This window comes from Terasakiispira papahanaumokuakeensis (assembly GCF_001709345.1).
Lineage (GTDB): Bacteria > Pseudomonadota > Gammaproteobacteria > Pseudomonadales > Halomonadaceae > Terasakiispira > Terasakiispira papahanaumokuakeensis.
This window is the reverse complement of sequence record NZ_MDTQ01000001.1, coordinates 3,050,451-3,074,779: the sequence shown is the minus strand read 5'-3', so window position 1 is coordinate 3,074,779 and position 24,329 is coordinate 3,050,451. Positions and strand designations below refer to the sequence as shown.

The window sequence follows — 24,329 nt, the reverse complement described above, 5'->3', positions numbered from 1 at the left end:
GGCGATAGTTTGTGAGGCTGAGCGTGACTTGATGGCTCAGCCGTCTATGGTTATTTTCACCATGCCAGCACCGGCTTCGTAACCGGTCACTTTCAGCTGATAGCGACCGGGCTGCAGTGTGGCATTGATACGGGCGTTGGTGTCGTTGCCACCATCATCATCTTCAAGGTCTGTGTTAGCGCCTTGCAGCGTCAGCATGGTGTCAAAGGCGGTTGATACGGCATCAATCTGGTACTGTCCGGCTTGGGTGATCACGACGGTATAGGTCAACGCCTGGGAGGCTTGAACCTCACCATAAAAGCTGTCACCGCTGCGGGCTTCGGCGCCATTCGGGCGGAGTTGGCCGTCGAAAGGGTGGCCTTCAACGCTGAGCTGGTAAGGTCCTGTCCCCTCATAACTGTCGATATTCAGGGTGTAATCACCTGCGGGCAGTAACGTCTGAATACGTGAGTTGGTACCACCGTCAACATCGTCGTTGACTTGATCCTGGCCGTTACCGCTGAGTTTTAAAATGGTGTCGAAGTTGTCAGAGGTCAGGTTGATATTGACTTCTGAGGTCTGCTCAAGATGTAATGTGTACTGGTTGGTGCCGAAAGTTTCTCGCATCCCCATGACATTGCTGCCTAGGTCAACGTCGCCTTCATTGCGGAAATCGGTATCGATGGCACTGAATTGGGCATCCAGGGTGTAGCGACCTGCCGCCGTATTATCGTCATAAGCACCAATCGTCAGCTCGTAACGACCGGGTTTGACCAAAAAGCTGCTGAGTTTGGAGTTGGTCCCGCCGGCACCATCATCATCTTGCTGTTGCACCCCTTGGCCACTGAGCTGGAGCAGGGTATCGAACTCAGAGGAGGTGGCCACGACTTCAATACGGGTCGGTTGCTCTATCTGAATGAGATAAGTATTGGGCTGGCCGGCCGCGAGGGTGCCGGTAATGTGATCGCCATCTTGAATGGGGCCGCCATTACGCATCCCATCCGGCAGGCGAGTGGCGTGGCTGGTGAGTGCGATAAAGGGGCCTTCTCCGACTAAATTGCCTGAGCATTGTGACGGGTTCCCTTCGGGAACATGCTGAGGCTTCTGTTTGGGCTCGATACTCAGGGTATAGTCGCCAGGCATCACGTAACCGGATAACTGTTGGCTATGTGAGCCGCAAGGCTGAGCATGAAGCTCCGTGCCATTGCCTTCAAGCATCACTGAGGCGCGGCCACTGCCATCGGCAATGGCAATATCTAGCTCCATGGGGCGCTCAACTTTCAGTTGATATGTTTGGCTTTTATCAGCCAGCGGCGCCATGAGTTGGCCATTGAGTGGCAAAGTGGTGCTGTCAGTGGGGGAAAGCTTCTCGCCTTTCAGAGTGTAGGGGCCAAAGGCGCCTTCATCCCCAGTGATGACTAAGAGTTGGCAAGCCTTTCCTTGACTACCCAATACCACCTGCTGGCCAATACTGTCGGCATCGGCATGAGTGCGATCAATTAATTTTCCCTCTTCTGACAACACTGAAATCGTGCTCCCAAAAGCAGCCTCTAGCGTATAACGCCCGACGCCCTGACTGCCACAGAGCCAATGGGCACCGTAGCGGCTTCCTGACGTGAGGTTGATCGGGCTCTGGGTGGTCAACTCACCTTTGAGCGTTTCACCCAAGAGACTTTCTGGCGCGTCGGTTAGGCGTGTATTTTCTTGTCCATTGCAGCCTGCCAATACCAGGCCTGTTAGCGCCAATGCGATCGCTTTAGGAGCGCCCATCTGGGGTTGCATATTGATTAAAGACTTCACACCGTATAAAGATTTCACGCCATGTCTCCGTTGATGGTCATTATCGTCTTGCGTCCTGATATGGCGATGAAAGATCGCATCGCGGCGGACACTGCGATGCAGGTCCGCCGGAACAGGACAAAAAAGGGGCGTCGCTGGTGCCTTTGAGGGCGCTGCATGGTGTGACCACATGCGGTTGACCTCATGCTTGCTGACCACAATCAGCGCCATCTTGAGGCATTATTTCAGCGACAGTGCCCGCGCAATATAAGCGAAAATGCTGGAGCATGCTTGTGTTGTAAAAATGCAACTTAAAGGTGTGTTTAAAATCGCCGATTCAGTGAAATTGTTGAGTGAAGCTAAGATCACATCAAGGCATCTTTCACCTGTATGCCATACATGGCGATCAGCGTGATCAGCCCGGCGGTGATCAAATAATAAAGTGTTGGAATAATCGTCAGGCGCAGTGTTTTTCCTTCTCGACCTAATAGGCCCACGGTAGCTGACGCCGCGACGACATTATGAATCGCGATCATATTACCTGCGGCCGCCCCGACGGCTTGTGCGGCCACCATCATGGCGCTGGAGACACCGAGCAGTTGGGCGGTATTGAACTGAAAATCAGACAGCATCAGGTTTGAGATGGTGTTCGAGCCAGCAATGAAGGCCCCGAGTGCGCCGACTGTGGCGCTGAAGAAAGGATAAATCGTTCCCACGCCTGCAGACACTAGGTGGGCCATGGCTTTGGGCATAGAGGGGAGGTCGGCCGTATTCACCCCAGAATTGATCAGGATGCGCACCATCGGGACAGTGAATAGCAGTACGAAGCCTGCACCTAACAGCGTTTTGGTTGACTCGCTTAGGGCCGCGCGCATTTCATCACTGCGCATCCGGTGTAGAAAGTAAGTCGCGATAATAACCAGTACCATCACGCCGCCCGGTAAGTAAAGGGGCTGAATGCTGCTGCTGATGTTGTCTTCACCCAGAATGTTTTGCCAACCGAAGGCTAAGAAATGAGTGAAGAAACTTTTGATTTCGGGCACGGCGCGCGATAACACCAGAATCACGGCCAGCAGTAAGTAAGGGACCCAAGCCTTGAACACCGACATCGGCGCTTTACCCGCCACCGATTCCATTTTGATCTCGATACTGCCTAACCATTCAGCAGGCCACTCATTGGCTGGAGCAAAATCCCACTGTTGTTTCGGCAAGAGAAAGTTGGCTCTGGCAGCCGGTACCACAATGGCTAATCCAACCAGTGCACCGATCAAAGACGGAAACTCAGGCCCAAGGAAAACGCCTGCGGCCATATACGGCAGCGTAAAGCAGAGGCCGGCAAAAATCGCAAACGGCGCCATCGCAAGGCCTTCTGCCCAACTTTTGTTACGGCCAAAAAAGCGGGTCAGCATGATGCACATAAAGAGTGGCATCAGGGTGCCGATGATGCCGTGGGTGATGGCGACTTCAGACGTGATGAGCTGATAAAACGCATCCCAGCTGCTGCCTTGGGCTTGTAAGGCGGTACTGATACCGGCTTTATCCAAGCCTCCTGTCACCCCGACGACCAGTGGCGTGCCAATGGCGCCAAAAGAGACCGGTGTTGACTGAATCATCATGCCAATCATGACGGCGCCCATCGCCGGGAACCCCAGTGCCACGAGTAACGGAGCGGCAATGGCGGCTGGCGTCCCAAAACCTGAGGCCCCTTCAATGAAGCTGCCGAATAACCAAGCCACGATAATGGCCTGGACTCGCCGGTCAGGACTGATGCCGGAAAAACCGCTACGAATAGCGCTGATGGCGCCTGAGTGTTTGAGTGTATTGAGTAATAAAATCGCGCCGAAAATAATCCATAAAATAGCGGCGGTCAGCATGAGCCCCTGAAAAGTAGAGGCGAGTACTCGGTTAAAGCTCATCTCCCAGGCAAAGTAACCAATCGCAGCGGTGACCAGAAAGACCAGCGGCATCGCCCGCTTTGCAGGCCAATGTAAGCCGACTAAGAGCACGCCTGCTAGCACAATGGGCGCGAAAGCCAATAGGGACATTAAGGGCTCATTCATCGTGTTCTTTCCTGTGTTGTGGCGCTTGGAACGCTATGGTCCTAGCTGTTGTTGTTAGAGTTTTTAAGTTCGAATGGCTGCTCAGTTCGAATGGTGGCTCAGTTCGAATGGTGGCTCAGTTCGAAGTTTGGTTAATACGGTTATTTTTATAATGTATTGTTTTTATTGAATATTATCTTTATAGGAGGCGTCAGGCGCTGATGATTCAAGTATCAAAACCAGCAACGCTTTCGGCCCATGAACGCCATAAGCCAGGGTCTGCTCAATGTCGGCGGTTTTGGAGGGCCCAGAAATCAAAAGCGCATTGGTGGGCATACCGTTGGCCCACTGTTGAGTGGTGATGGCCTCGTGGAAGGTGGCATACACTTGATCGGCTTCAAGCACTGCAATATGTAAAGGCGGTACCAGGCTGGCCAGTCGTGGTTCATCCTGCGTGGGCCAAAGGATCAGAGAGCCGGTTTCCGCAATGGCGCCACGAGTGGAGGTGATGGCGGCATCAACCTCGTGAAATAATTCGGGTTGCCATTGCTCAATCGTCTGATCGTAATGACGTAATCTGGGCCAAGCTGAGTAGGCTTGATCGGCCGCATCACGGATTTGTTGGCCCACTGTGTGCTGGCGTGGTATCAGGAGTTGCTGAATGTGGCGCTGGGCCAGCAAGCTCGCCAACTCATCGCACCAGTGGGTTCGGTCCACTCGGTGCACTTCACCCTGTACGGACTCGATCATTTGAGTGAACAGCGCCAGCTTTTCCTCGGGTTGCCAATCACGCTCACTGACAATGGCTAAATCAGCGGCCGGTGCTTTGAGCGGTCCGCCGCGACGTTCCCGTAACTTTTGTAGAATACGTTGACGTGCTGTCATCGTTTCACCTCTGCAAGGGGCTTGCCGCGCTGACGTTCAGACATCTGCTCATGCAGGGTTTTCGGAGCCAGGCGAGGCGCGGTTCGGTATCGTGTCCAGGCGCCGAGCCGGTGTGGCTGAAGTTTCCTCAGGCGCGTGGTGATGCGGGTGGCGAGACGATAAAGACGTGGATGTTGATTGAGCCAAGCCCAACTCTGCCAGATCATGACTTCAAAGCGCTGACGTTTAACCCCATGGCCTGACATCTGGCTCGGGTGTAACTGATCCCCGTCAACGGCTTCACGGCGCAGGCGTACGAGGAGTTTGGGAATGGGGATTTTGACTGGACAGACTTCGCCGCAGGCGCCGCAAAGGCTTGAGGCGCTGGGAAGATGTCGCCCTTCATCCAGGCCAATCAGGTGGGGCATTAGGATTTTGCCAATCGGGCCGGGGTAAGTGGTGCCATAGGTATGTCCACCTACGCGCGTGTAAACGGGGCAATGGTTCATACAGGCGCCGCAACGGATACAGCGCAAGGTGTCGAGCAATTCGTCATCTTGATAAATGTCGCTGCGGCCATTATCCAACAGCACCAAGTGAACCGCTTCAGGACCATCCCGCTCTTCTGGCTGGCGCGGGCCGGAGATCATATTGACGTAAGTGGTGATGTGCTGGCCGGTGGCTGAACGAGGCAGCAGCGCCAGCAATGGCGTGATGTCCTCTAACTTTTCAACCACTTTTTCAATCCCGGTGACGGCAATATGGCAAGGCGGCACTGTCGTGGTCATGCGGCCGTTGCCCTCATTTTCCACCAGGCACAAGGTGCCGGTTTCAGCGACCGCAAAGTTCACCCCTGAGAGCCCAACATCGGCGCGCATGAATTTTTCGCGTAACTGTTGCCGTGCGCTGGCGGTCAAATACTCGACATCCTGCGAGCGTTGAGTGCCAGTTTTGTGGTGCATCAATTCCGAAATTTCGCCGGTGTTTTTGTGAATGGCCGGCATAATAATGTGCGAAGGTGTTTCCTCCGCCATTTGAACGATATATTCACCCAGATCTGATTCCAGTGCTTCGATGCCATGGGCTTCAAGATAGGCATTGAGGTGCATTTCCTCTGAGACCATCGATTTGCCCTTGATGACACTTTTGGCGCCCCGTGCCTCACAGATCTCTCGAATGATGCGGCAGGCTTCATCGGGGCTTTCAGCCCAATGCACTTGAATCCCGTTAGCGGTCAGCTGGGTTTCGAGTTGTTCTAATAGTTCCGGGAGCTTGGCCAGTGCACGCAAACGGGCTTTGGCTCCTTGTTCGCGAAGCGTATCTAAAGCCCAACCTTCAAAAGCTTGCTGTCGCTTGCTCATCAAGCCATCCATGGCCTTACGGAAATTAGCGCGAATTTGCGGATTATTCAGTGCGGCATGAGCCCGCGGGTGAAAATCACGAACCGCTGTGTCTGTTGTCATGAATGCGCCTCCCCTGTGCGCTGCCAGAGGAAGCTCAAAATATGTTCACCTTGAATGGGTTTGTGCGACTGTTCGGCGTGACCGTGAATATTCATCAAGCAGCCGCAGTCGGTCGTGACGAAGCGTGTGGCGCCTGTGTCCACGAGGCTGTCGGCTTTGTCTGAGACCATAGCGGCAGATATTTCTGGATGGCGAATCGCAAAAGTTCCCCCAAAACCACAGCATTCGGCAGCTCTTGCTTGCTCGACTAAGGTGACGTTGGCCAGTTGTGACAATAATTGGGGGCCGACTTCTGCAACGCCCATTTCACGACGGGCTGAGCAAGAAGTATGCATGGCCACTGTGGTCGGCTCGCCGAGATCTTTGAGCTGGATATGGCAGACATGAAGTAGAAAATCAGTGAGCTCCCAAGTACGTGCGGCAATGGCGTTGGCCTGTGATGATTGGGGCGTATCCGCAAACAGATCAGGATAGTGTTGCCGCATCATGCCGCCACAAGAGCCCGATGGGACAACGATCGGCCAGGCTTCGGGGAATAGGTTCAGCTGTGAGGCGGCGACACTGCGCGCCTGATCATGGTAGCCCGAGCTATAAGCAGGCTGTCCACAACAGGTTTGTCCTTCCGGGAAGATGACCTCAATACCCTCACGCTCGAGCAGTTGAATGCCCGCCATGCCCGCATCTGGGTAGAAAAGATCAATCAGACAAGTGCCATAAAAATACACTTTGTCAGGCTTGGGGGGATAAATCTTTACCGGGGTTTGAGCCGTTTCGGTCTTCATCGCACTCTTCTCAACATGCTAGTCAGGTCATTTCACGGAACTATTTTTATCGCGCTGTTTTGATGGAGCCGTTTTGATGGAGCTGTTGTGATGGCGCTGTTTTGATCGAATGAATCAAGCATGGTCGCTTCGGGTGATCGGGCCGATGACAGCAGAAATAGCCATTTTTTAGTTTTTATAAATTGGTAATACCAATTGACATCTATATTGTGTCGTTACGATATGAAGCTCTTGCAGGGCTGTCAAACGAGTCTTGCTATTTTCATACCATGGTCTAACGGGTTTTGTTGTTAGCTTTTACTGAGTTTTATGCGCTTTTTGAGTGATTTTTATGCTGCGTGTGTGAGCTCAAAAAAGGGTTTGACGTAAGGGGTGATAATGATGTTTTTTAATGTCTGATAAATTGGTAATACCAATTTGGTTTGGGCCGTTTTTGATGGGCGATGGCGATGGCTGCGATGTTTTGAGCAGGTTCGGAAGGCTTGGTGTATTGCATGGTTTAAAGGCGTTGTGGAGGCGATGTGTTAAGTTTTTTTAGTGCATGAATGGCGGTGTTTTCATACCAGGATGGGTATGATAGACGAGTGTTTGAATAACCCGTGCATGGACCCTATGGGACCTGCTGTATTGAGTGGATAATCTTCCTATGACTTACCCCCGAGTTCAGGCGAAACGCTTGTCCGATGTGATTCAGCAGCAACTGGAAAGCATGATTCTGGAAGGCAGTTTTAAGCCCGGTCAGAAGTTGCCCCCAGAGCGCGAGTTGGCGGAAAAGTTTGGTGTGTCGCGTCCCTCTTTACGCGAGGCCATTCAAAAGCTGGTTGCGCGCGGTTTATTACATAGCCGCCAGGGCGGCGGGACTTACGTCTCTGAAAAAATCGGGACTTCGTTTAGTGATCCGATTTATGAATTGCTGGGGCAGCATGGTGAGTTTCACTATGATCTTTTGGAGTTTCGTCATGCGTTAGAAGGCTTGTCGGCTTATTATGCGGCGCTGCGCTCAACCGATGCCGATAAGCAATTGTTAGAGCGGCGTTTTAAGGACCTGACCGACACTTATGATGCGATGGACCCAGAGTTAGAAGCGGTTGCGGATGCGGCCTTCCATTTAGCGATTGCTGAAGCGGCCCACAATGTCGTGTTGCTGCATACCATGCGCGGCCTTTTTTCATTATTGGAACGCAGTATTGTGGACAACTTATCCAGCTTATTTGAGCGGGATCATTCGCGCTCGACGCTCTATGACCAACATAAAGCGCTACTGGATGCTATTTTGGCGGGAGACCCAGAACGGGCTCAGCAAATGTCCCATGAACATCTCGTCTATGTGGAAGATGGTTTATTGGAACTCTCGAAGCGTGAAACGCGTATTCAACGAGCCCTGAGGCGTATCAATACCGCTTTATGAGGGTCGCCACGGTAGTTAAGTAAAAAAAGAGACGACCAGCGAGGGCGTTTGTGGGGAAAAGGGGTTGGCTGAAGGGGGTGTGGATGAGATGAGGAATAAGCCGGGATGTCCGTGATGCTGGAGGCGCGCGCTTCAAGGTCTAGTCGAGTCTTGATGGTGGTCATTTTTATGATCATTACGCTCGGGTTGGTGACACAAACGGCCCGCTGGACTTGGCAGCATGAGCTGGGATTGCTCCGTGAGCAGGCGGTTAACGAATTGCGTTTGTATCAAACCAGTATGCAGGGGCGTTTGGCGAAGTATGAGTATTTGGCCGAATTGCTGACGACGCGTGAAAATCTAGGGCGCTATTTGAGTGGGCTGAATCGGGTTGATGAGGCTTCCGCCAGTCACCTGCAAGCCTTGAACTTGGCGTTGGATAGCTACCGTGTCATCACGGGGGTATCCGATATTTACCTGATGGATCGTCAAGGGACGACCCGTGCGGCCAGTAACTGGTGGCGAGGGACGAGTTTCATCGGTAAAAACTTTTCTTTTCGGCCTTATTTCAAGCAGGCCATGGCCGGGCAATCCGGGCGTTTCTATGGGCTTGGTACTACCTCTGGCGCACGTGGATACTACTTTTCCTACCCCGTGATGCAAGGCGATGATGTATTGGGCGTGCTGGTGGTTAAAATCGATATCAACCAGATTGAGCAGCCCTGGAGTGATCCTAATGGCGAGCTGTTAGTGACCGACCCTGATGGTGTTGTCTTTATCAGTTCCCGCCCTGAATGGCGTCTGAAAACGTTGAAGCCATTATCCGAAGAACGACGTCAGCAGTTGCGTGATTCCTTACGTTATGCTGGCCAATCGCTAGACCCGTTACCAATTGAAGCCCAGCAGCGATTGCCTGATCGTGATCATGAGGTGATGGTCTGGAAAGAGCGTTTCCCTTCTGCCTCTTACCTGCACTTAACTGAGCCGATGCCTGAGGCCGGTTGGGAGCTGCATATTTTGAAGCAGTTGACGCCGGTACGACAGCAAGTTTATTTCTCGATGTTATTGACGGCATTGGGCATGCTGGCGTTGGGCTTAATTGGCTTGTTTTTGCGCCAACGTCGTCGTGTACATGATCAGCGCCATGCCTTTGAACGTGCAGCTCAAAAAGCCTTAGAGCTGAACGAGGCCCGTATTCGCCATATTATTGACAGCACTCGCGCAGGTTTAGTGACGCTGTCTGCTGAGGGCACCATTCGCGCGTTTAATCCCATGGCAGAAGCCATGTTTGAACGTGATCGTTTAGCTTTAGATGGTGAGCCGTTTAAACAGCTCATTGATCCTGTGGATATGCAGGCCGTTGAGCATGCTTTAATGAAAATGGAGGGACAACCGCTTGAAGTCTCAGGGCTGACCGCCAACCGACGCCGTTTTCCGCTGGAGTTGACTGTGAGTCCTCTCGGCGACGGCGAGCGTTTACTGACCCTTTACGATGTCTCTGAGCGTAAAGCGCAAGAAGGTGCTTTGCGTCAGGCTCATGATGAACTTGAGGCTCGGGTTGAAGCCCGTACCGCCGATCTGTCGGCCAGTAATATGCGTCTGCTGCAGGAAATAGAGGAACATCGGTGTACCGAAGTCCGTTTACGCCAAACTCAGGATGAGTTGGTGCAAGCCGGTAAATTGGCCGTATTAGGGCAGTTATCCGCGAGTATTAACCATGAACTCAATCAGCCGATTACGGCCATTCGAGCTTATGCTGAGAACGGGCGTGCTTTCTTGCAGCGCGGTGCTGCAGAACGGGCTGATGCCAATATGGTCGAGATTGTGGGGTTGGCTGAGCGAATGTCTGAAATCAGTGCACAGCTGAAAATGTTTGCCCGCAAAAGTGCGGATCAATTGGCGCCGGTGTCGGTACAAGCGGCTTGTCAGTATGCGTTGAATTTGTATCGCCAGCGGATTCAAACCGAACAGGTGCGAGTGGTCACCGAATGGCCTGAAGAAACACTTTATGTTCAAGCCGATATGGTCCGCTTGGAACAGGTGATGGTGAATTTGATTTCCAATGCGCTGCATGCCATGGAAGGGGTGGCTGAGCCCGTGTTGACATTGCGGGCAACCCGCCATCAACAGCAAGTGGACATTCGCATTTGTGATAATGGGCCTGGTATCCCTGATGCACACTTGGGCAAGTTGTTCGATCCTTTCTTTACGACGAAAGAATCGGGTAAAGGCTTAGGCTTGGGGCTGTCCATTTCTCAGCGCATTATTGAAGAACTCGGGGGGGACTTGGCCGCTCATAATCGTGAAGGTGATGCCAATACGTTAACCGGGGCTGAGTTGGTGATTACGTTACCAGTGGTTCGTTATGAAGGCCACGAATTCAGTCCTTGAGTTTTATATTAAACCCAAGCGTGAGCATTAAGCCCAAGCGTGGTGAATGACGTCAAAAGGAGATGACGGATGAAACGGATTTGGGTCGCCGTATGCTTCAGCATCGGCTTGATCAGTCAGACTGAAACCGCTTTAGCTCGAACACTTAAGACCTCAGTCGGGTCGCTGCAAGTGACGGTGATGGCCGATGGGTTGGCCTTTCCTTGGGCCTTAGTCGTGTTGCCTGATGGTGAGGCCCTCATTAGTGAGAGGGCGGGTCGGTTGCGACGTTGGCAGCGGGGCCAGTTGCTCGAGGCTCCGGTGAAAGGTTTGCCCGCGGTCGCGGCAGTGGGTCAGGGCGGATTACTGGATTTAGCATTACACCCGGATTTCATCCATAACCGCTGGCTATACTTTAGCTATGTGGAGCAGCAGGCCGGCCGTTATACCACCGTGCTGGCACGCGGTCGTTATCACGCGGGTCGGTTGAGCGAAGTTGAGCGTCTATTTCATGCGGAGCCTTACGTCTCCACCCAGCATCACTTCGGGGGCCGCATTGCCTTTGATCACGATGCCCATGTGTACTTAACGGTTGGAGATCGCGGTCAGCGTGACTGGGCACAACAGTTGACTCGTCATCCCGGTAGTGTCATTCGATTATTAGATGATGGGCAGGTGCCTGACGATAACCCTTTTGTCGGGCAGCGCGGCGCTCGCCCTGAGATCTTTTCTTATGGCCATCGTAATCCGCAGGGGCTGGCTGTTGATCATGCCACGGGCACCTTATGGCTCAGTGAGCATGGGCCAAGAGGCGGTGATGAAGTGAATCGGCTGGTGGCTGGCGGCAATTATGGCTGGCCCTTGGTCACCTACGGGCGTGAGTACAGTGGCGCAGAGATTACGGAAACGCGCCAGCGCCCCGGGATGATCGACCCCAAGTGGCAGTGGACGCCCTCCATTGCGCCTAGTGGCTTGATCCAGTATCAAAGTCATTTGATCCCCGAGTGGCAAGGTGATTGGCTCTCTGGAGCCTTAAAAGCAAAAATGCTGGTACGGCTGACCGCAACAATGGATAACACCGCACTTGAAGCGGTTGAGCAGATCCCGATTCAGCAACGAGTCCGCAGCCTTTATGAAGCGCCCGATGGTGCCCTCTGGATATTGACGGATAGTGGCTCGGGACAATGGCTATCATTATCACCAGAGCCCTGATGGGCTCGACGGTTATCGACGTTCAGGGTTATGCAAGTCAGCATGAACCTCGTTATGATGAGCGCCCTGCATGACTTAATACGGGATCCGGCATGACCGATATACAACCTCAGCCTTCTATTATTATTGTCGATGATGAGCATCATCTGCGGATTAGCTTGAGCCAGACGTTAGAGTTGTCCGGTTTTGAGGTGCAGGCGTATGCCGAGGCTGAAACTGCGCTTAAACAACTGAATGATCATTGGCCGGGAGTGGTGATTTCTGATATCCGCATGCCCGGCATGGATGGTATGGCGCTGTTAGCGGCGATTGGTCAGATTGATCGTGATTTGCCGGTGATTCTCATCACCGGCCATGGCGATGTGTCGACTGCGGTGCAGGCGATGCGCGAAGGTGCCTATGATTTCTTGGAGAAGCCGTTTGGTAGTGAAGTGATGATTGATGTGGTGCATCGCGCGCTGGATAAGCGACGGCTGGTTCTGGAAAACCGCAGCCTGAGAGATGAGCTCGCACGCCACAGTAAGCCTGGGCCACGGATGATGGGGCGAACCCCGAAGATGCAGCGGCTGGTCAGCATGTTAAGTCAGGTGGCCCAAGTGGATGCGGATGTGTTGCTGCATGGTGAGACGGGGGCCGGTAAGGATATGGCGGCGCGTGTTATTCATGATCAGAGTGCTCGGGCAGAACAGCATTTTGTGGCGATTAACTGTGGTGCCGTACCAGAGAATATTATCGAGTCGGAGCTGTTTGGCCATGAGCAAGGGGCCTTTACTGGAGCTAACAAGCGCCGCATTGGTAAGTTTGAGCATGCTCAAGGGGGGACCGTATTTCTGGATGAAATCGAATCCATGCCCATGGCGCTTCAGGTCAAGCTGTTGCGCGTACTGCAGGAGCGACAAATTGAACGACTCGGCTCCAATACCCCCATTCCTCTTGATATTCGCGTGATTGCTGCGACCAAGGTCGATTTGCGGGTGGCTGCGGAAGAAGGACGCTTTCGTGAAGATCTGTTCTACCGGCTTAATGTGGTGACGCTGGATATTCCGCCTCTGCGTGAGCGGTTGGAGGATATCCCCTTTCTATTTCAGCACTTTGTTTTGGTCGCGTGTAATCGTATTGGGCGTGAAGATGTGCCGCCGCCATTAACGCCTGCGCAAGTCCCCTTATTAATGGCCCATGATTGGCCAGGGAATGTGCGGGAGTTGCGTAATCTGGCTGAGCGTTATGTGCTGTTAGGGGAGAACTGTCAGTATAATCTTGAGTACTTGATGCCGGGCAGTGAACAAGCCACTCCTGCACTGAATTTACCGCAACAAGTTGAGATGTTTGAGCGAGGCCTGATTCAGCAGGCATTGGCGCGCCATCAAGGCTCGATTAAAGCGACGATGGAAGATCTTGGCCTCCCCCGTAAGACCCTTTATGACAAATTAAAAAAAATACGGGTTGTCGCGAGAGGACTTTTTGTCGGCATCTTAATGTCGTTGACTGTTGGCATATGCCAACCGCTCATTCGGGGTTAATGTTGTCTATGAGCGATTCTCTTTTCTGTCTATCCCTTCGTTTGCTGTACGCCCCACTTGTACACCTCGTTTGCACTCTACACCTCGTTTGTAACCTACATCTCGCTTGCGACCTACACGGCTCGGGTCGCTTCAGGTGTGGTGATGTTGTGATGTGTTTGTTCAGTTTTTGGAACAAGCCGTTTTACTGCTAGGTGTTTTTAATTCAAATACGAAACATTATTATTCTTGATCTTGGGTCGATAAGTCGATATTCATGGGCCTGCTACGCCGAATGTTTGCTAAGGAGATATTTCATGGGTGTGATGCCCGTACAAAGGGTACAAGGTCGTGTACAGGGGAAAAGCCGTCACAAAGGGGTTGTCGGCGGAATGAAAACCTGGGCCATGTTGGGTGTCTTGGCGTTGTCGAGTTTGGGGACGTCTGCGGCTGTGGCGGCACGCACGATGGAGACAAAATTTGGCGAAGTGTCGTTACCTGATGGTCAGCCTCAACGAGTGGTGACCTTGTATGAGGGCGCGCTGGATGCTGCGATTGCGATGGGCATCACACCCTTAGGCGCGGTGGCTTCTCGAGGGGCTGAGGGGGTGGCCTCATATATCCAGCCTCAGGCTGAAGGGGTCCAGATTGTAGGCACATCACGTGAGACCAATCTGGAAGCCGTGATTGCCCTGCAGCCTGATCTGATTCTGGCCTCCTCTTCTTTGCCTGAAGCTCAGTATCAGTTGCTCTCTTCTGTGGCGCCGACCGTTGTGCCGGATGTGCCTTCGTTTCAGGCTGATAGTTGGCAACAAGAAACTCGTTTATTCGCGCAGGCTTTGAATCGAACCGCTCAAGGGGAGCAGGTGACTAATGCGGTGGCTGAGCGCGCGGCAGAAGTCAAAGCTGAGTTGGTGCAGAGGGTGCCCGCCGATCAACGTGATGCCTATTTGATGCGTTGGATGCCACAGGGGCCACTGGTGATGGCACCCACGATCTTTTCTGCCCGAATATTGGCTGAAGCGGGATTCGACGTGCATGATGGTGGTTTGGTGAAAGAAGGGCGACCGCATAGTTCGCCTCTCAGTTTGGAAAACCTGACTAAAGCTGATGGCCACTGGATGTTTTTGGCCACGTTGAATGATGATGGTGAGCAGGCGCTGGAAGCGGCGAAAAAATCACCGGCATTTGAACGCTTGGATGTGGTTCAGCAGGATCGGGTTTTTCCTGTTAATGGGCAACTTTGGACCAGTGCCAGCGGGCCGCTCGCGGCCCAGGCCATTCTCCAGCGTATTGAACAGGTTATGGACTCGACAAAACCTTGATGAGTAATCAACACACAACGCCTCGAATGCTCCCGCTGCTGGTCAGCGGGAGTCTTATTTTAGCGGTGACGGTGTTAGCCAGCCTTTTGTTGGGGGCTGGCGAAATCTCACCGGCGCGCGCTTGGGCGGCATTATGGGGATATGGATCGGACGAGGCCCTGTTTGTCTTGTATGAGTTGCGTGGCCCCCGCACGCTGATTGGCGCTTTGGTTGGTGTGGCGCTTGGTTGTGCCGGTGCCTTAATGCAGGCGGTATCACGCAACCCGCTGGCTGAGCCGGGTTTGCTCGGGGTGAGCGCTGGTAGCAGTTTTGCTGTGGCCTTAGCGTTAGTGCTGGGCGCCAGTATCAGTACGCTGACTGTTTTTGTGGCCCAAGCCGGTGCCCTGGTGGGGTGCGCTCTGGTGATGACGGCGGCCCGCTTGAATGGATTAGGTCATAACCCTGTCAGGTTGATATTGGCAGGGGCAACGCTGACAAGCCTTTTAATGGCGCTCACCTCTTTGCTTTTGATGTTTGATCAACGTTCGGCTGATGAGATTCGGTTTTGGGTGATCGGCAGTGTCGCTGGGCGAGATATGTCTCAAGCGATTCAGGTGTTGCCCTTTATTGGCGTAGCGCTTGGGCTGCTGGCGTTTATTGCGCGCCCTTTGGCCGCTTTAGCATTAGGCGAATCGGTCGCCCGAGGGTTGGGGGAAAAGCCGGCCCGAATTCGCTTAATCAGTGTGCTTGTTGTGGCACTTTTGGTCGGGTCGGCGACGGCTATCGCTGGGCCGATTGCCTTTTTAGGGCTGGTTGTCCCTTATATTGCGCGTCATTTTACTGGCCCCGATATTCGTCGGACACTCTGGTTGAGTGCTGTGATTGGGCCGATTTTGTTGATTGCTGCCGATACGTGTTCGCGGTTATTGGCCGCACCGGCTGAAATGCCGTTAGGTGTGATGACCGCTTTGCTGGGAGCGCCGGTTTTGATTGTGATGATCCGAGCACGGCGAATGCCCTTGCTCTAATGTGTTGATTTTAATTGTCAATGTTTGACCGCTGGCTGGGCGGTGCTATTGGTTATAGCCGGTTTTTAATCGCGGACAATCGTTAGCAAGCCCATTAACTGGAGCTTTGAGTAGATGGGAATGTCTGAGCCCTCGATGGTGGCAGAGCCCCCAAAATTAGTGCCGCCCAAAGGCTTCTATTTATTACGAGGTCACTGGGCTGGTCGCGCCTGGCAGCTACTGATATTCAAGCGTTCTTTGTGGGTGAATGTTGCGCTAACGCTAGGACTACTGGTGTTGTCGACTTTGGCGCTGGGCGCAGGGCAGGTCAAACTGACCCCATTAGAAGTCTGGCAAGCCTTGTGGGGAATGGGGACCCCCGTACAAGAGTTAGTGGTCCGTGAGTTACGGTTGCAACGCGTCTTGGCGGGTATCCTCACGGGGGCGGCATTTGCCTTGTCAGGCTGTTTAATGCAAACGCTGGCCAATAACCGTTTGGCGACGCCTGGCATTATCGGTATCGATAATGCGGCTACGGCCTTTGCGGTGGCTTCTGTCGTCGGATTAACCACCAGCATTGCTCCTCCTGGAATGGCTTTGGTGGGGGCGGCTTTAGCGACTTTTCTGGCGTTCTTATTAGCCGGCCAGACCGGAACTCAGGGCTATCGATTTATTGTGGCCGGTATTGGTATTGGCGCCATTGCCGGTGCGCTTACTCAGCTGTTGCTCAGCCAAGTGGAGATTGATACGGCTAATGCGGCTTTTCCTTGGACGGTCGGCAGCCTTAATGCACGTTCTCCTGGTGCCGTATGGGGTCTAGGGCTTGTGATTGTGCCGTCCTTAATTGTGGCGCTTGGACTTGTTCGTGGTCTGCAGTTGTTACGGATATCGACCACTATAACCGTCAGCTTGGGCATTGCGCTGAAACGTTTACGCCTAGTGACCTTGGCCTTGTCTGTCATGTTGACCGGTTTTGCCGTGGCGGTGGCGGGCCCTGTCGGTATGGTGGCCTTATTAGGCCCTGAATTGGCGCGGTTATTGAATCGCCACCATGGTGTGCCTTTATTCGGCGCGGCGTTAAGTGGTGCTTTGATGATGGTGGCGGCTGATTGGGTGGGGCGTTGGATGCTGGCGCCTATTGAGGTTCCTGTCGGCATTATTACGGCTGTTGTGGGAAGCCCTTATTTGCTCTGGTTATTGTTACGGCCTGCAACGTCAGGCCCTTGATCGAGAGCGTGCCCCTAACTGTATCGCGTGTTCATTCTTGACGCGTTGTGATGATTTGATGAGAGATAAGGCACGATATTGATGAATGCCAAAAGTACGCCGATATTCACTGATCAAGCTGTGTCACTGGCGGCTCAAGCCCTTAAAGTGACACGTGGCCATAACACGGTCATTGAAGCGTTGAGTTTACCGCTGACACCTGGCGCTGTGACCGCGATTGTTGGGCCTAATGGATGTGGTAAATCCACATTACTGAATACCTTGGCTCGAATTTTGGCTCCGGAGCAGGGACAGGTAATACTGAATGGCCGAGATATTCAGCAACTGCCGAGCCGAACGGTTGCGCAGCAGCTGGCGTTACTCCCTCAGGATACGCATGCACCAGAAGGCATGACGGTCGAGGATTTGGTGCGTTTTGGTCGTCAGCCTCATCAAGGCTTATTTCAGCAGTGGTCACCAGAGGATCAAGCTGCTGTTCAGGCTGCACTTAGCGCGGCTGATTTGTTGCCATTACGCTATGCCCCTTTGGATCAGCTCTCCGGTGGGCAACGTCAGCGAGCCTGGATTGCAATGACGATCGCACAATCAACGCCATTACTGTTATTGGATGAACCAACGTCAGCGCTTGATTTGGGCCATCAAATCGAAGTGTTTGAATTGATTCGACGGTTAGCAAGTCAGGGGCGTACTGTGGCGATGGTGGTCCATGATTTGCTGAGTGCATGTCGCTATGCCGACCAGTTGGTGGCGATGGTGGCGGGAGAGGTGATTGCCCATGGCCCGCCTAGTGAGATTTTGACGCCGGAGCTGGTCTTTCAGCTATACCGTGTGCACTGCGATATTATCGAAGATCCTTTCAGCGGTAGTCCGATGTTAGCCAACGTTCGGCGTGCTTAGGTCTCCAGCATTGGATGGGCTGGGCTGCCATTGTGTTCGTCAATCCTCGATGACGTTCACCTCAGATGACACCGGCGTCATGCGATGTCATCTGACGTGTTGTTGATGTGTACGTCGTCGATTATTCGATGGCCTTAGCCACTTCTTCGGCTTGTAAGCGTACACTTTCCAAGCCATTTCCCGAGAGATACCAGAGCTTGGGCGTCAGTACTTTGACTTGAGTGATGGTATTCGCCGCTTGCCCTGTTTGTGACTGTTGGTCGGCTAATTGTTGTTTGAGTTGAGCCAGGTTCAGGGCTTGATCTGTTTGGCCAATGGCAGCACTACGATCCACCACTAAGAGCACATCCGGCGCCATTTGAGTGATATTGGCGATCGTGAGTGGCGTAAAGACCCGACTTCCACGCTTGATCGATTTGACGTCGTCAGGTAACGAAGGTGATTTCAGCCCCAGCAGCTCGCTAATGATTGGGCTTTGACGTAATCCAAAATGGCCATCGTTATGGGTCACCAGTAAGACTGTTTTCTGCCCTGAAACCTGCTGTTTTAACTGGTCGAGGTGCTGATGCAAATTGGCTAGAGCATCAGTGGCTTGAGCCTTGGCATTTAAGGGGTCTGCTAATTGGTGGACCTGAGTTGAGAAGGCGGTCCAGTAATCCCCCTCGGGCAGGCTGACATCGGTTACTGGAGCAATTTGAGCCAGTGCCTCCTGTTGCCCGCTTTGTCGCCCTGTAATCAGTATCTGGCTGGGTGATAGCTGTTCAACGGCAGCCAAATCAGGACTTTTTAAACCGCCGGCATCAATGTAACTATGGGCTTTAAACGCTTCCAGATATTGCGGTAAGCCGTGCTTCGGGAGCCCCACCACCAGACCGCTGAGCCCGAGTTGATGTAAGGTATCGACGCTACCAAAATCATAACTAACGATTCGGTCTGAAGGGGTTTCAGTCGATGCTTGGGCCAGCACGGCGCCTGTTGTCACGCTACCTAATAATAGGGCACTCGCCCCTAGCCAATGCTTGAGTGTCATGAGCCTTCCTTTTGGTGTTGAGTTTTTGATGTGTGTGGGGTGAGCATTGATGTATGAAAAAGACGCCAGCAGCTGCTGGCGCCAAAACCTGAACACAAAACCTTTGAACCTTGTGAATGGCTCAGTATTTAACGGATCAGATATCAACCGTGAGCCCGAGCCAGTAGCGGCGACCATCTTCGACATAGCCGTAGTTGTCGTAGTCCACATCCTTGTCAAAGAGGTTGTAGACGCCTGCTTTTAGGCGGGCTTGGTCGGTTAATTGATAGGTGAAGCCTGTGTCGACAAAGGTGTAGGAGGGCGCGCGCGTGCTTCGACTCGAAGGCCCTTCAACGGGTTGGCTTTCGCGGCCGCGGAACGTAATACGCGTCCATTGTGCGAAACGTTCTGTGGCTTGCCAATCAAGTGTCGTATTGAGCAAGTGTTCGGGTAGTTTGTTCAGCGGCTGACCTTCGTACTCCCCCGACTTTTGTTCAGAATCGGTGTAGGTATAGCTGGCGGTGAAGTCGAGGGTTTCAGACAGCGGCGCTGATAAACTGAGTTCAACCCCTTGAGTCACGGCCTTGTCGACATTGATCCGATAAGTGGGGTCGCTACCAAAATCGTTGGGGCCATCGGTACAAATATCTTCCGGACAGGTCACGCGGGTGATTTTGTCATCAAAGTCATTATGGAAGACAGTGAAACTCCCATTGAGCCCGTTGGGTGCTGAGTAAATGACGCCGAGTTCTGTATTGGTGGATGTTTCGGGCTCAAGGTCCGGGTTGCCATAGATGTTGCCGCCTCGGCTGACTTGTCCCCAATCGGGGGTGATGGCGCGCAGGCTGGGGGATTTATAGCCGGTTGACACGCCCCCTTTGAACGTCCAATTCGCTACCGGCTGCCAACGGCCATACAAGCGTGGGCTGTAATGCTCGCCAAAATTATCATCGTCATCCATACGCAGACCTGCTGTGACGGCAAAGGTCTCTGTCAGTTGCCAGTCATCTTCAATAAACGCGGCCCACTTGCTGTTTTCGATATAATCCCTGTCCGAGTTCGGCAGCTGATTGGAGCTTTCATCGGTCAGTTCGGCTTTTTCATATTCAGCCCCTAATGTCGTCATATGATTGCCTAGGGCCATCACCAGGCTGGTTTTCGCCACGAGATTTTCGATATTCATATCGCGACTTTTGTTATCGGTTTCTTCGCGCTGAACATAACTATCGGTGGTACCGAAACCGAAGTGACCGGTATGTGAGAGGGACACATAGCGTCGATTATATTCATTGACTGAATCTTCACATTCGCCGCGACAACCACTGCTCTGGGCTGATTTGCCTAGGTTATTGCGGCGATCCTGCTTGGAGATGCCCGCCTCAAACGCGATGTCATGCTGCTCATTCGGTGTGAAGTCAAATTTAGCTGAGCCACTGTGTAAGCTTTTATCGGCATAACCATGCTCGATCTCGTCTTCATCACGCTGATCGGTCTGGGCACGCAGTTGTAAGCCTAAGCGCTGAGGAATCAATGGACCTGCCAGATAGACACTGCCTTGTTGGATATCACCGGAGTCACGGTTTTCTTGATACACCGTGCTCATATCAATTTGGCCATGCCATCGGTCGGCGACTTTACGGGTGATAATATTAATGACACCACCAATGGCATCGGATCCGTATAGTGTGGACATGGGGCCACGGACCACTTCGATTCGATCAATCGCAGCTAACGGCGGCAGCCAGCCTTGTTCAATGCCTGGCCCATCACTGTTCGGGCGGGTTTCTCGGCTGCTCTGGCGCTTACCATCCACCAGGATTAATGTGTAGTTAGCCCCCATCCCTCTGATACTGATATCCGTATTGTCGCCACCGCCGGTCACAATCACGCCCGGCACTTGTTTTAAGGCATCCGTGACATCGCGGTAGTATTTATTTTCCAATTGATCACGTGTGATCACGCTGATACTGGCAGGGGCATCGGCTACGCTTTGCTCGAAACCCGCGGCTGTGACGACCATTTTATCCAGCTGTTCAGTGGGCTCGTTAGCGGTGTCTTCAGCAGCAACGAGCGGTGTGTAACTCAAGACACTGGCCAGACTGGCCACGGTGACAGACTTGTAGATCGTCATGACGCTTCCTTATCACTTGATAATGATTCTTAAAAACATGTGCGTATGATATTGATATTGAATTGTTGTTAAAGAGGTAAAACATGAAATCTATGTTGCATATATGGAACAATAGGGGCGTTTGATATAAAAATGGTTATCAATATGAGGAAAGGAGGGGCGAGTGCATGATCTTGGGGCGTTAAAAGCGTTCGATGCGTTGTATCGTTACGGGAGCTTAACGGCAGCTGCTGAACGATTGGCTCAACCTAAATCCACTTTAAGCCGACGTTTGTCGCAGTTAGAAGCAGATCTAGGGCAGTCTTTGGTGGTCCGCCAGGGCAATCGATTACAATTGACCGAGGCCGGACAGTTATTTAGCGTTTACTGTCGGCAAATTCTGGAAGTCGCTAGTCAAGGACAAGAGGCTTTGGAATCCTTGACTGAGTCGATCAGCGGTGAACTGTTGGTGGTGGCGGATCAGGTCTTTTTGAGAAGTTGGCTCGTGCGCGAAGCTAACGCTTTTTTAGCGCGATACCCAGGGCTTCGGATGCATATTCAAGGGCATGCTACCCCCGCTACACTGGAACAGGCTGATGTTATGATTTGGCTTGGCCCGCCCCCCATTGAGCACTGGCGTCACGAGCGATTGGCGCTATGGTCTTTTGGTTTTTATACCTCATCCACTTACCGTCTCCAACATGGTGTGCCTGAGCATCCACGTGAACTATTACAACATCAATGGGTGGATATGATCGGTATGGTGAAGGAGGGTCTGGATGTTTATCACCCGGATGCTTTGGCCTGTACTTTACCTCCTTTTGATAGCCGGATAACTAGCGATACTGTCGTGCTTCAAGTTGATGCGATTTGTCGTGGCGAGGGTATTGGATTGCTCCCTGTCCATATGGCAGAGGGTTATCTTAGTGTTCACCCTGGTGAGTTAGAAGCTTGTTTGCCGGGGTGGCATCCAGCTCCTGTTGAGGTGGGAATGTTTTACAGTCCTGGGCGGCCTTCGCGCAAGTTACAAGCCTTGCTGAAACACTTACGTGCGCACCCTCCTCAAGGTGTTTGACGGGCCCATTCAGTCTGCTGAAATAGATCAATGAGGGCTTCTGGAGAAGGCAACCACCAGACGAGTGCGGCGATTGTGGCGACCAATAGCAGGTTGACCCACGGTTGATCGGGCATCCCTAGCTTGAATGCGGTGCCAAAAGAGCGCTTCAGCCGAGCGCCTTCTAAATCGACACTATAGAGTTCATCCAGGATCAAGTGGATTAAAAAACCGACCATGACGCTTGCCCCTTGTAACCAGGCAATGGCCGGAGTGACCTGAAGCCCTTGGCTGGCCAAAGTGACCCACCCGAGTGATAACACGCTACCGAATAGTAGGCTGTGCCAGACGCCTCGATGAACGGTCAGTTTTTGGAATCCATAGGCCAAGGGATAGCGGATGGTTAAAAATGTACAAATCCCCGCAACAGCGACTTGCCAACCAGGGCGTGGAGTGGTGCGCCAGAAGGCCCAGCCTGGTGGCGCTTCTGGTAGGGTGATATAAACCGCCAGTAAGGTGCCCGCCAATGCCATGAAAGTAAACAGCCACCTAACGGGACGTGCATGATCCACGTCGACATCCGGTAACATGGTGCCCACGATGGTCAGTATGAATAGGCCGATGGCGACTGCTGGTGTTACTGTGCCTAGAAACATTAGGCTGGTGGCGCCTATTGCGCCGAGCACTGCGGCAGTGCCGACATGAGTGGCAAAATTGGCCATTAAGGCTAAGTCCTTGATCAGTATGGTAATAGTGGTAATTGTGAGCGCTTCATAAACTGTATAAAAATACAGAGCATGTCAAGTGTTGATCGCATGCCAACGCGGTGATTTCACTCCCATCGGGGTATGGGTCGCGGTCTGAGTGAGGAAAGACCATTGAATGTAGACTGCTTAAAATGGCTATCTTGAATCGGAAGGCCCCATAAGGCGTCGGTCTTGATATAATGCGCGGCCAGATTCTTTCATTACGACGTATGTCAGGTTGGTTGACCTGGCAGATTTTGCATCGCCAGACTCAAGAGGCCAAAGGATGATCATTAAGCCTAAGTATCGCGGTTTTATCTGTACCACGACCCATCCCACCGGATGTCAGCTGAATGTCGCGGAGCAGGTCGCGGTCACTCGTCAGCAAGCATTTTCCGGTCAAGGGCCTAAAAAAGTCCTGGTGATTGGTGCATCTTCCGGTTATGGCTTGGCCGCCCGTATTACGGCTGCTTTCGGCTACCAGGCCGCCACGTTAGGGGTTTACTTGGAAAAGCCGGGCACTGAGCGTAAACCAGGGACCGCCGGGTATTACAACAGCTGGGCTTTCGAGCAAGCGGCGCAAGAAGCGGGACTGTATGCCAAGTCGATTAATGGCGATGCTTTTTCTCACGAGATGCGCGCTAAAGCGGTTGAGCTGATTCAGCAGGATTTAGGAGAGGTCGACCTCGTGGTTTACTCGCTGGCTTCTCCTGTCCGCAAACTGCCGGATTCAGGTGAGTTGAAGCGCTCTGTTCTCAAGCCTATTGGTGAGACTTATCGTTCAACTGCGATTGATACCAATAAAGACCAAATTATTAAAGCTGAAGTTGAACCCGCTACTGAGCAGGAAATCCAAGACACGATCGAGGTCATGGGTGGCGAAGATTGGGAACTGTGGATGCAGGCGCTGGGTGAGGCCGGTGTTCTGGCCAAAGGTGCACGCACCGTGGCGTTCAGCTATATCGGCACTGAAATGACTTGGCCGATTTATTGGCACGGGGCCTTGGGTAAAGCGAAAGAAGACCTTGATCGCGCCGCGAAGGTTCTGAACGATAAGTTGGCGCCGGAAGGTGGTAGTGCCAATGTGGCGGTGTTGAAGTCTGTGGTGACTCAGGCTTCAGCCGCGATTCCTGTCATGCCGTTATATATCGCGTTGGTTTATAAGGTCATGAAAGAAAAAGGGCTGCACGAAGGCACCATCGAGCAACTCAATCGCTTGTTCGCAACGCAGTTGTATCGTGCAGACGGCCAGCCGATGGATCTGGATGAAGCCGGCCGCTTGCGGATGGATGATCGGGAGCTGCGTGACGATGTACAAGAAGCCTGCAAAGCGTTATGGGCGGATGTAACCTCTGACAATCTGTTTGAGTTAACGGATTATGCAGGTTATAAGCATGAGTTTCTCAAGCTATTTGGCTTTGACCGTGATGATATTGACTATGAAGCCGATGTGAATCCTGATGTGGGCTTTGAGCCCGAATCCATTTAAAAGTGAATGGCCGTTGTTCTCAACGGTCGTAATGGATGGCCGAGCGCTTGAGTGAACGTCGTGTGACGTTTCCGTTATTAAAGCCCTCGGCCATCTTTTTTCCATTCAATAC

Annotated in this window: 18 protein-coding genes; 10 read left to right on the top strand and 8 right to left on the bottom strand. The window is 52.6% G+C overall.

Features of this window, described 5'->3' with window-relative positions; genetic code table 11:
- Nucleotides 1–36: 36 nt before the first annotated feature.
- The 5 genes from BFW38_RS13415 to BFW38_RS13395 form a co-directional block, all read right to left on the bottom strand.
- The gene (locus BFW38_RS13415) at nt 37–1,797 is read right to left on the bottom strand and encodes a hypothetical protein (protein ID WP_139116629.1); all 1,761 of its coding nucleotides are present in this window, start codon (nt 1,795–1,797) and stop codon (nt 37–39) included.
- 326 nt (nt 1,798–2,123) lie between these two features.
- On the bottom strand, nt 2,124–3,818 hold the full coding sequence (locus tag BFW38_RS13410) for an L-lactate permease (RefSeq protein ID WP_068999361.1): 1,695 nt from the start codon (nt 3,816–3,818) through the stop codon (nt 2,124–2,126).
- Nucleotides 3,819–3,980: 162 nt separating this feature from the next.
- Nucleotides 3,981–4,682, bottom strand: coding sequence for a LutC/YkgG family protein (locus BFW38_RS13405; RefSeq protein ID WP_068999360.1), 702 nt, complete (start codon nt 4,680–4,682; stop codon nt 3,981–3,983).
- On the bottom strand, nt 4,679–6,124 hold the full coding sequence (locus BFW38_RS13400; protein WP_068999359.1) for a LutB/LldF family L-lactate oxidation iron-sulfur protein: 1,446 nt from the start codon (nt 6,122–6,124) through the stop codon (nt 4,679–4,681). Before BFW38_RS13400 ends, BFW38_RS13405 begins: the two co-directional genes overlap by 4 nt.
- Nucleotides 6,121–6,906 (bottom strand): (Fe-S)-binding protein, encoded by a 786-nt coding sequence (locus BFW38_RS13395; RefSeq protein ID WP_068999358.1) that lies wholly within the window; start codon nt 6,904–6,906, stop codon nt 6,121–6,123. The genes BFW38_RS13400 and BFW38_RS13395 overlap by 4 nt, the downstream gene beginning before the upstream one ends.
- Nucleotides 6,907–7,552: 646 nt before the next feature.
- Here BFW38_RS13395 and BFW38_RS13390 point away from each other — a divergent pair.
- The 8 genes from BFW38_RS13390 to BFW38_RS13355 all read left to right on the top strand — a co-directional run bounded on the left by BFW38_RS13390 (nt 7,553) and on the right by BFW38_RS13355 (nt 17,809).
- A complete protein-coding gene (locus tag BFW38_RS13390; protein ID WP_068999357.1) occupies nt 7,553–8,314 on the top strand; it encodes an FCD domain-containing protein in 762 nt (253 codons plus the stop codon).
- A gap of 105 nt (nt 8,315–8,419) precedes the next feature.
- The gene (locus BFW38_RS13385) at nt 8,420–10,684 is read left to right on the top strand and encodes an ATP-binding protein (protein WP_084004651.1); all 2,265 of its coding nucleotides are present in this window, start codon (nt 8,420–8,422) and stop codon (nt 10,682–10,684) included.
- 69 nt (nt 10,685–10,753) lie between these two features.
- The gene (locus tag BFW38_RS13380; protein ID WP_068999356.1) at nt 10,754–11,875 is read left to right on the top strand and encodes a PQQ-dependent sugar dehydrogenase; all 1,122 of its coding nucleotides are present in this window, start codon (nt 10,754–10,756) and stop codon (nt 11,873–11,875) included.
- Nucleotides 11,876–11,967: 92 nt separating this feature from the next.
- Nucleotides 11,968–13,395, top strand: a complete 1,428-nt coding sequence (locus BFW38_RS13375) for a sigma-54-dependent transcriptional regulator (RefSeq protein WP_139116628.1) — start codon at nt 11,968–11,970, stop codon at nt 13,393–13,395.
- Nucleotides 13,396–13,691: 296 nt separating this feature from the next.
- Nucleotides 13,692–14,699 (top strand): ABC transporter substrate-binding protein, encoded by a 1,008-nt coding sequence (locus tag BFW38_RS13370; RefSeq protein ID WP_245686159.1) that lies wholly within the window; start codon nt 13,692–13,694, stop codon nt 14,697–14,699.
- Nucleotides 14,699–15,706, top strand: coding sequence for a FecCD family ABC transporter permease (locus BFW38_RS13365; protein WP_245686158.1), 1,008 nt, complete (start codon nt 14,699–14,701; stop codon nt 15,704–15,706). Before BFW38_RS13370 ends, BFW38_RS13365 begins: the two co-directional genes overlap by 1 nt.
- A gap of 120 nt (nt 15,707–15,826) precedes the next feature.
- The gene (locus tag BFW38_RS13360) at nt 15,827–16,912 is read left to right on the top strand and encodes a FecCD family ABC transporter permease (protein ID WP_218186426.1); all 1,086 of its coding nucleotides are present in this window, start codon (nt 15,827–15,829) and stop codon (nt 16,910–16,912) included.
- An 81-nt stretch (nt 16,913–16,993) separates the two neighbouring features.
- Nucleotides 16,994–17,809 carry an ABC transporter ATP-binding protein gene (locus tag BFW38_RS13355; protein WP_068999354.1) on the top strand — a complete coding sequence of 272 codons (816 nt, stop codon included), beginning with the start codon at nt 16,994–16,996 and terminating at the stop codon, nt 17,807–17,809.
- A 121-nt stretch (nt 17,810–17,930) separates the two neighbouring features.
- Here the strand turns inward: BFW38_RS13355 and BFW38_RS13350 are convergent, their stop codons facing one another.
- The gene (locus BFW38_RS13350; protein ID WP_068999353.1) at nt 17,931–18,839 is read right to left on the bottom strand and encodes an ABC transporter substrate-binding protein; all 909 of its coding nucleotides are present in this window, start codon (nt 18,837–18,839) and stop codon (nt 17,931–17,933) included.
- A gap of 136 nt (nt 18,840–18,975) precedes the next feature.
- On the bottom strand, nt 18,976–20,949 hold the full coding sequence (locus BFW38_RS13345; RefSeq protein ID WP_068999352.1) for a ligand-gated channel protein: 1,974 nt from the start codon (nt 20,947–20,949) through the stop codon (nt 18,976–18,978).
- Nucleotides 20,950–21,112: 163 nt separating this feature from the next.
- Between BFW38_RS13345 and BFW38_RS13340 the strand changes: the two genes are divergently transcribed.
- Nucleotides 21,113–22,003, top strand: a complete 891-nt coding sequence (locus tag BFW38_RS13340) for a LysR family transcriptional regulator (RefSeq protein ID WP_068999351.1) — start codon at nt 21,113–21,115, stop codon at nt 22,001–22,003.
- Here BFW38_RS13340 and BFW38_RS13335 read toward each other — a convergent pair.
- Nucleotides 21,991–22,704 (bottom strand): metal-dependent hydrolase, encoded by a 714-nt coding sequence (locus BFW38_RS13335; protein WP_068999350.1) that lies wholly within the window; start codon nt 22,702–22,704, stop codon nt 21,991–21,993. The genes BFW38_RS13340 and BFW38_RS13335 overlap by 13 nt on opposite strands.
- A 310-nt stretch (nt 22,705–23,014) precedes the next feature.
- Between BFW38_RS13335 and fabV the strand changes: the two genes are divergently transcribed.
- On the top strand, nt 23,015–24,217 hold the full coding sequence (fabV, locus tag BFW38_RS13330) for an enoyl-ACP reductase FabV (protein ID WP_068999349.1): 1,203 nt from the start codon (nt 23,015–23,017) through the stop codon (nt 24,215–24,217).
- Nucleotides 24,218–24,329 lie beyond the last annotated feature (112 nt).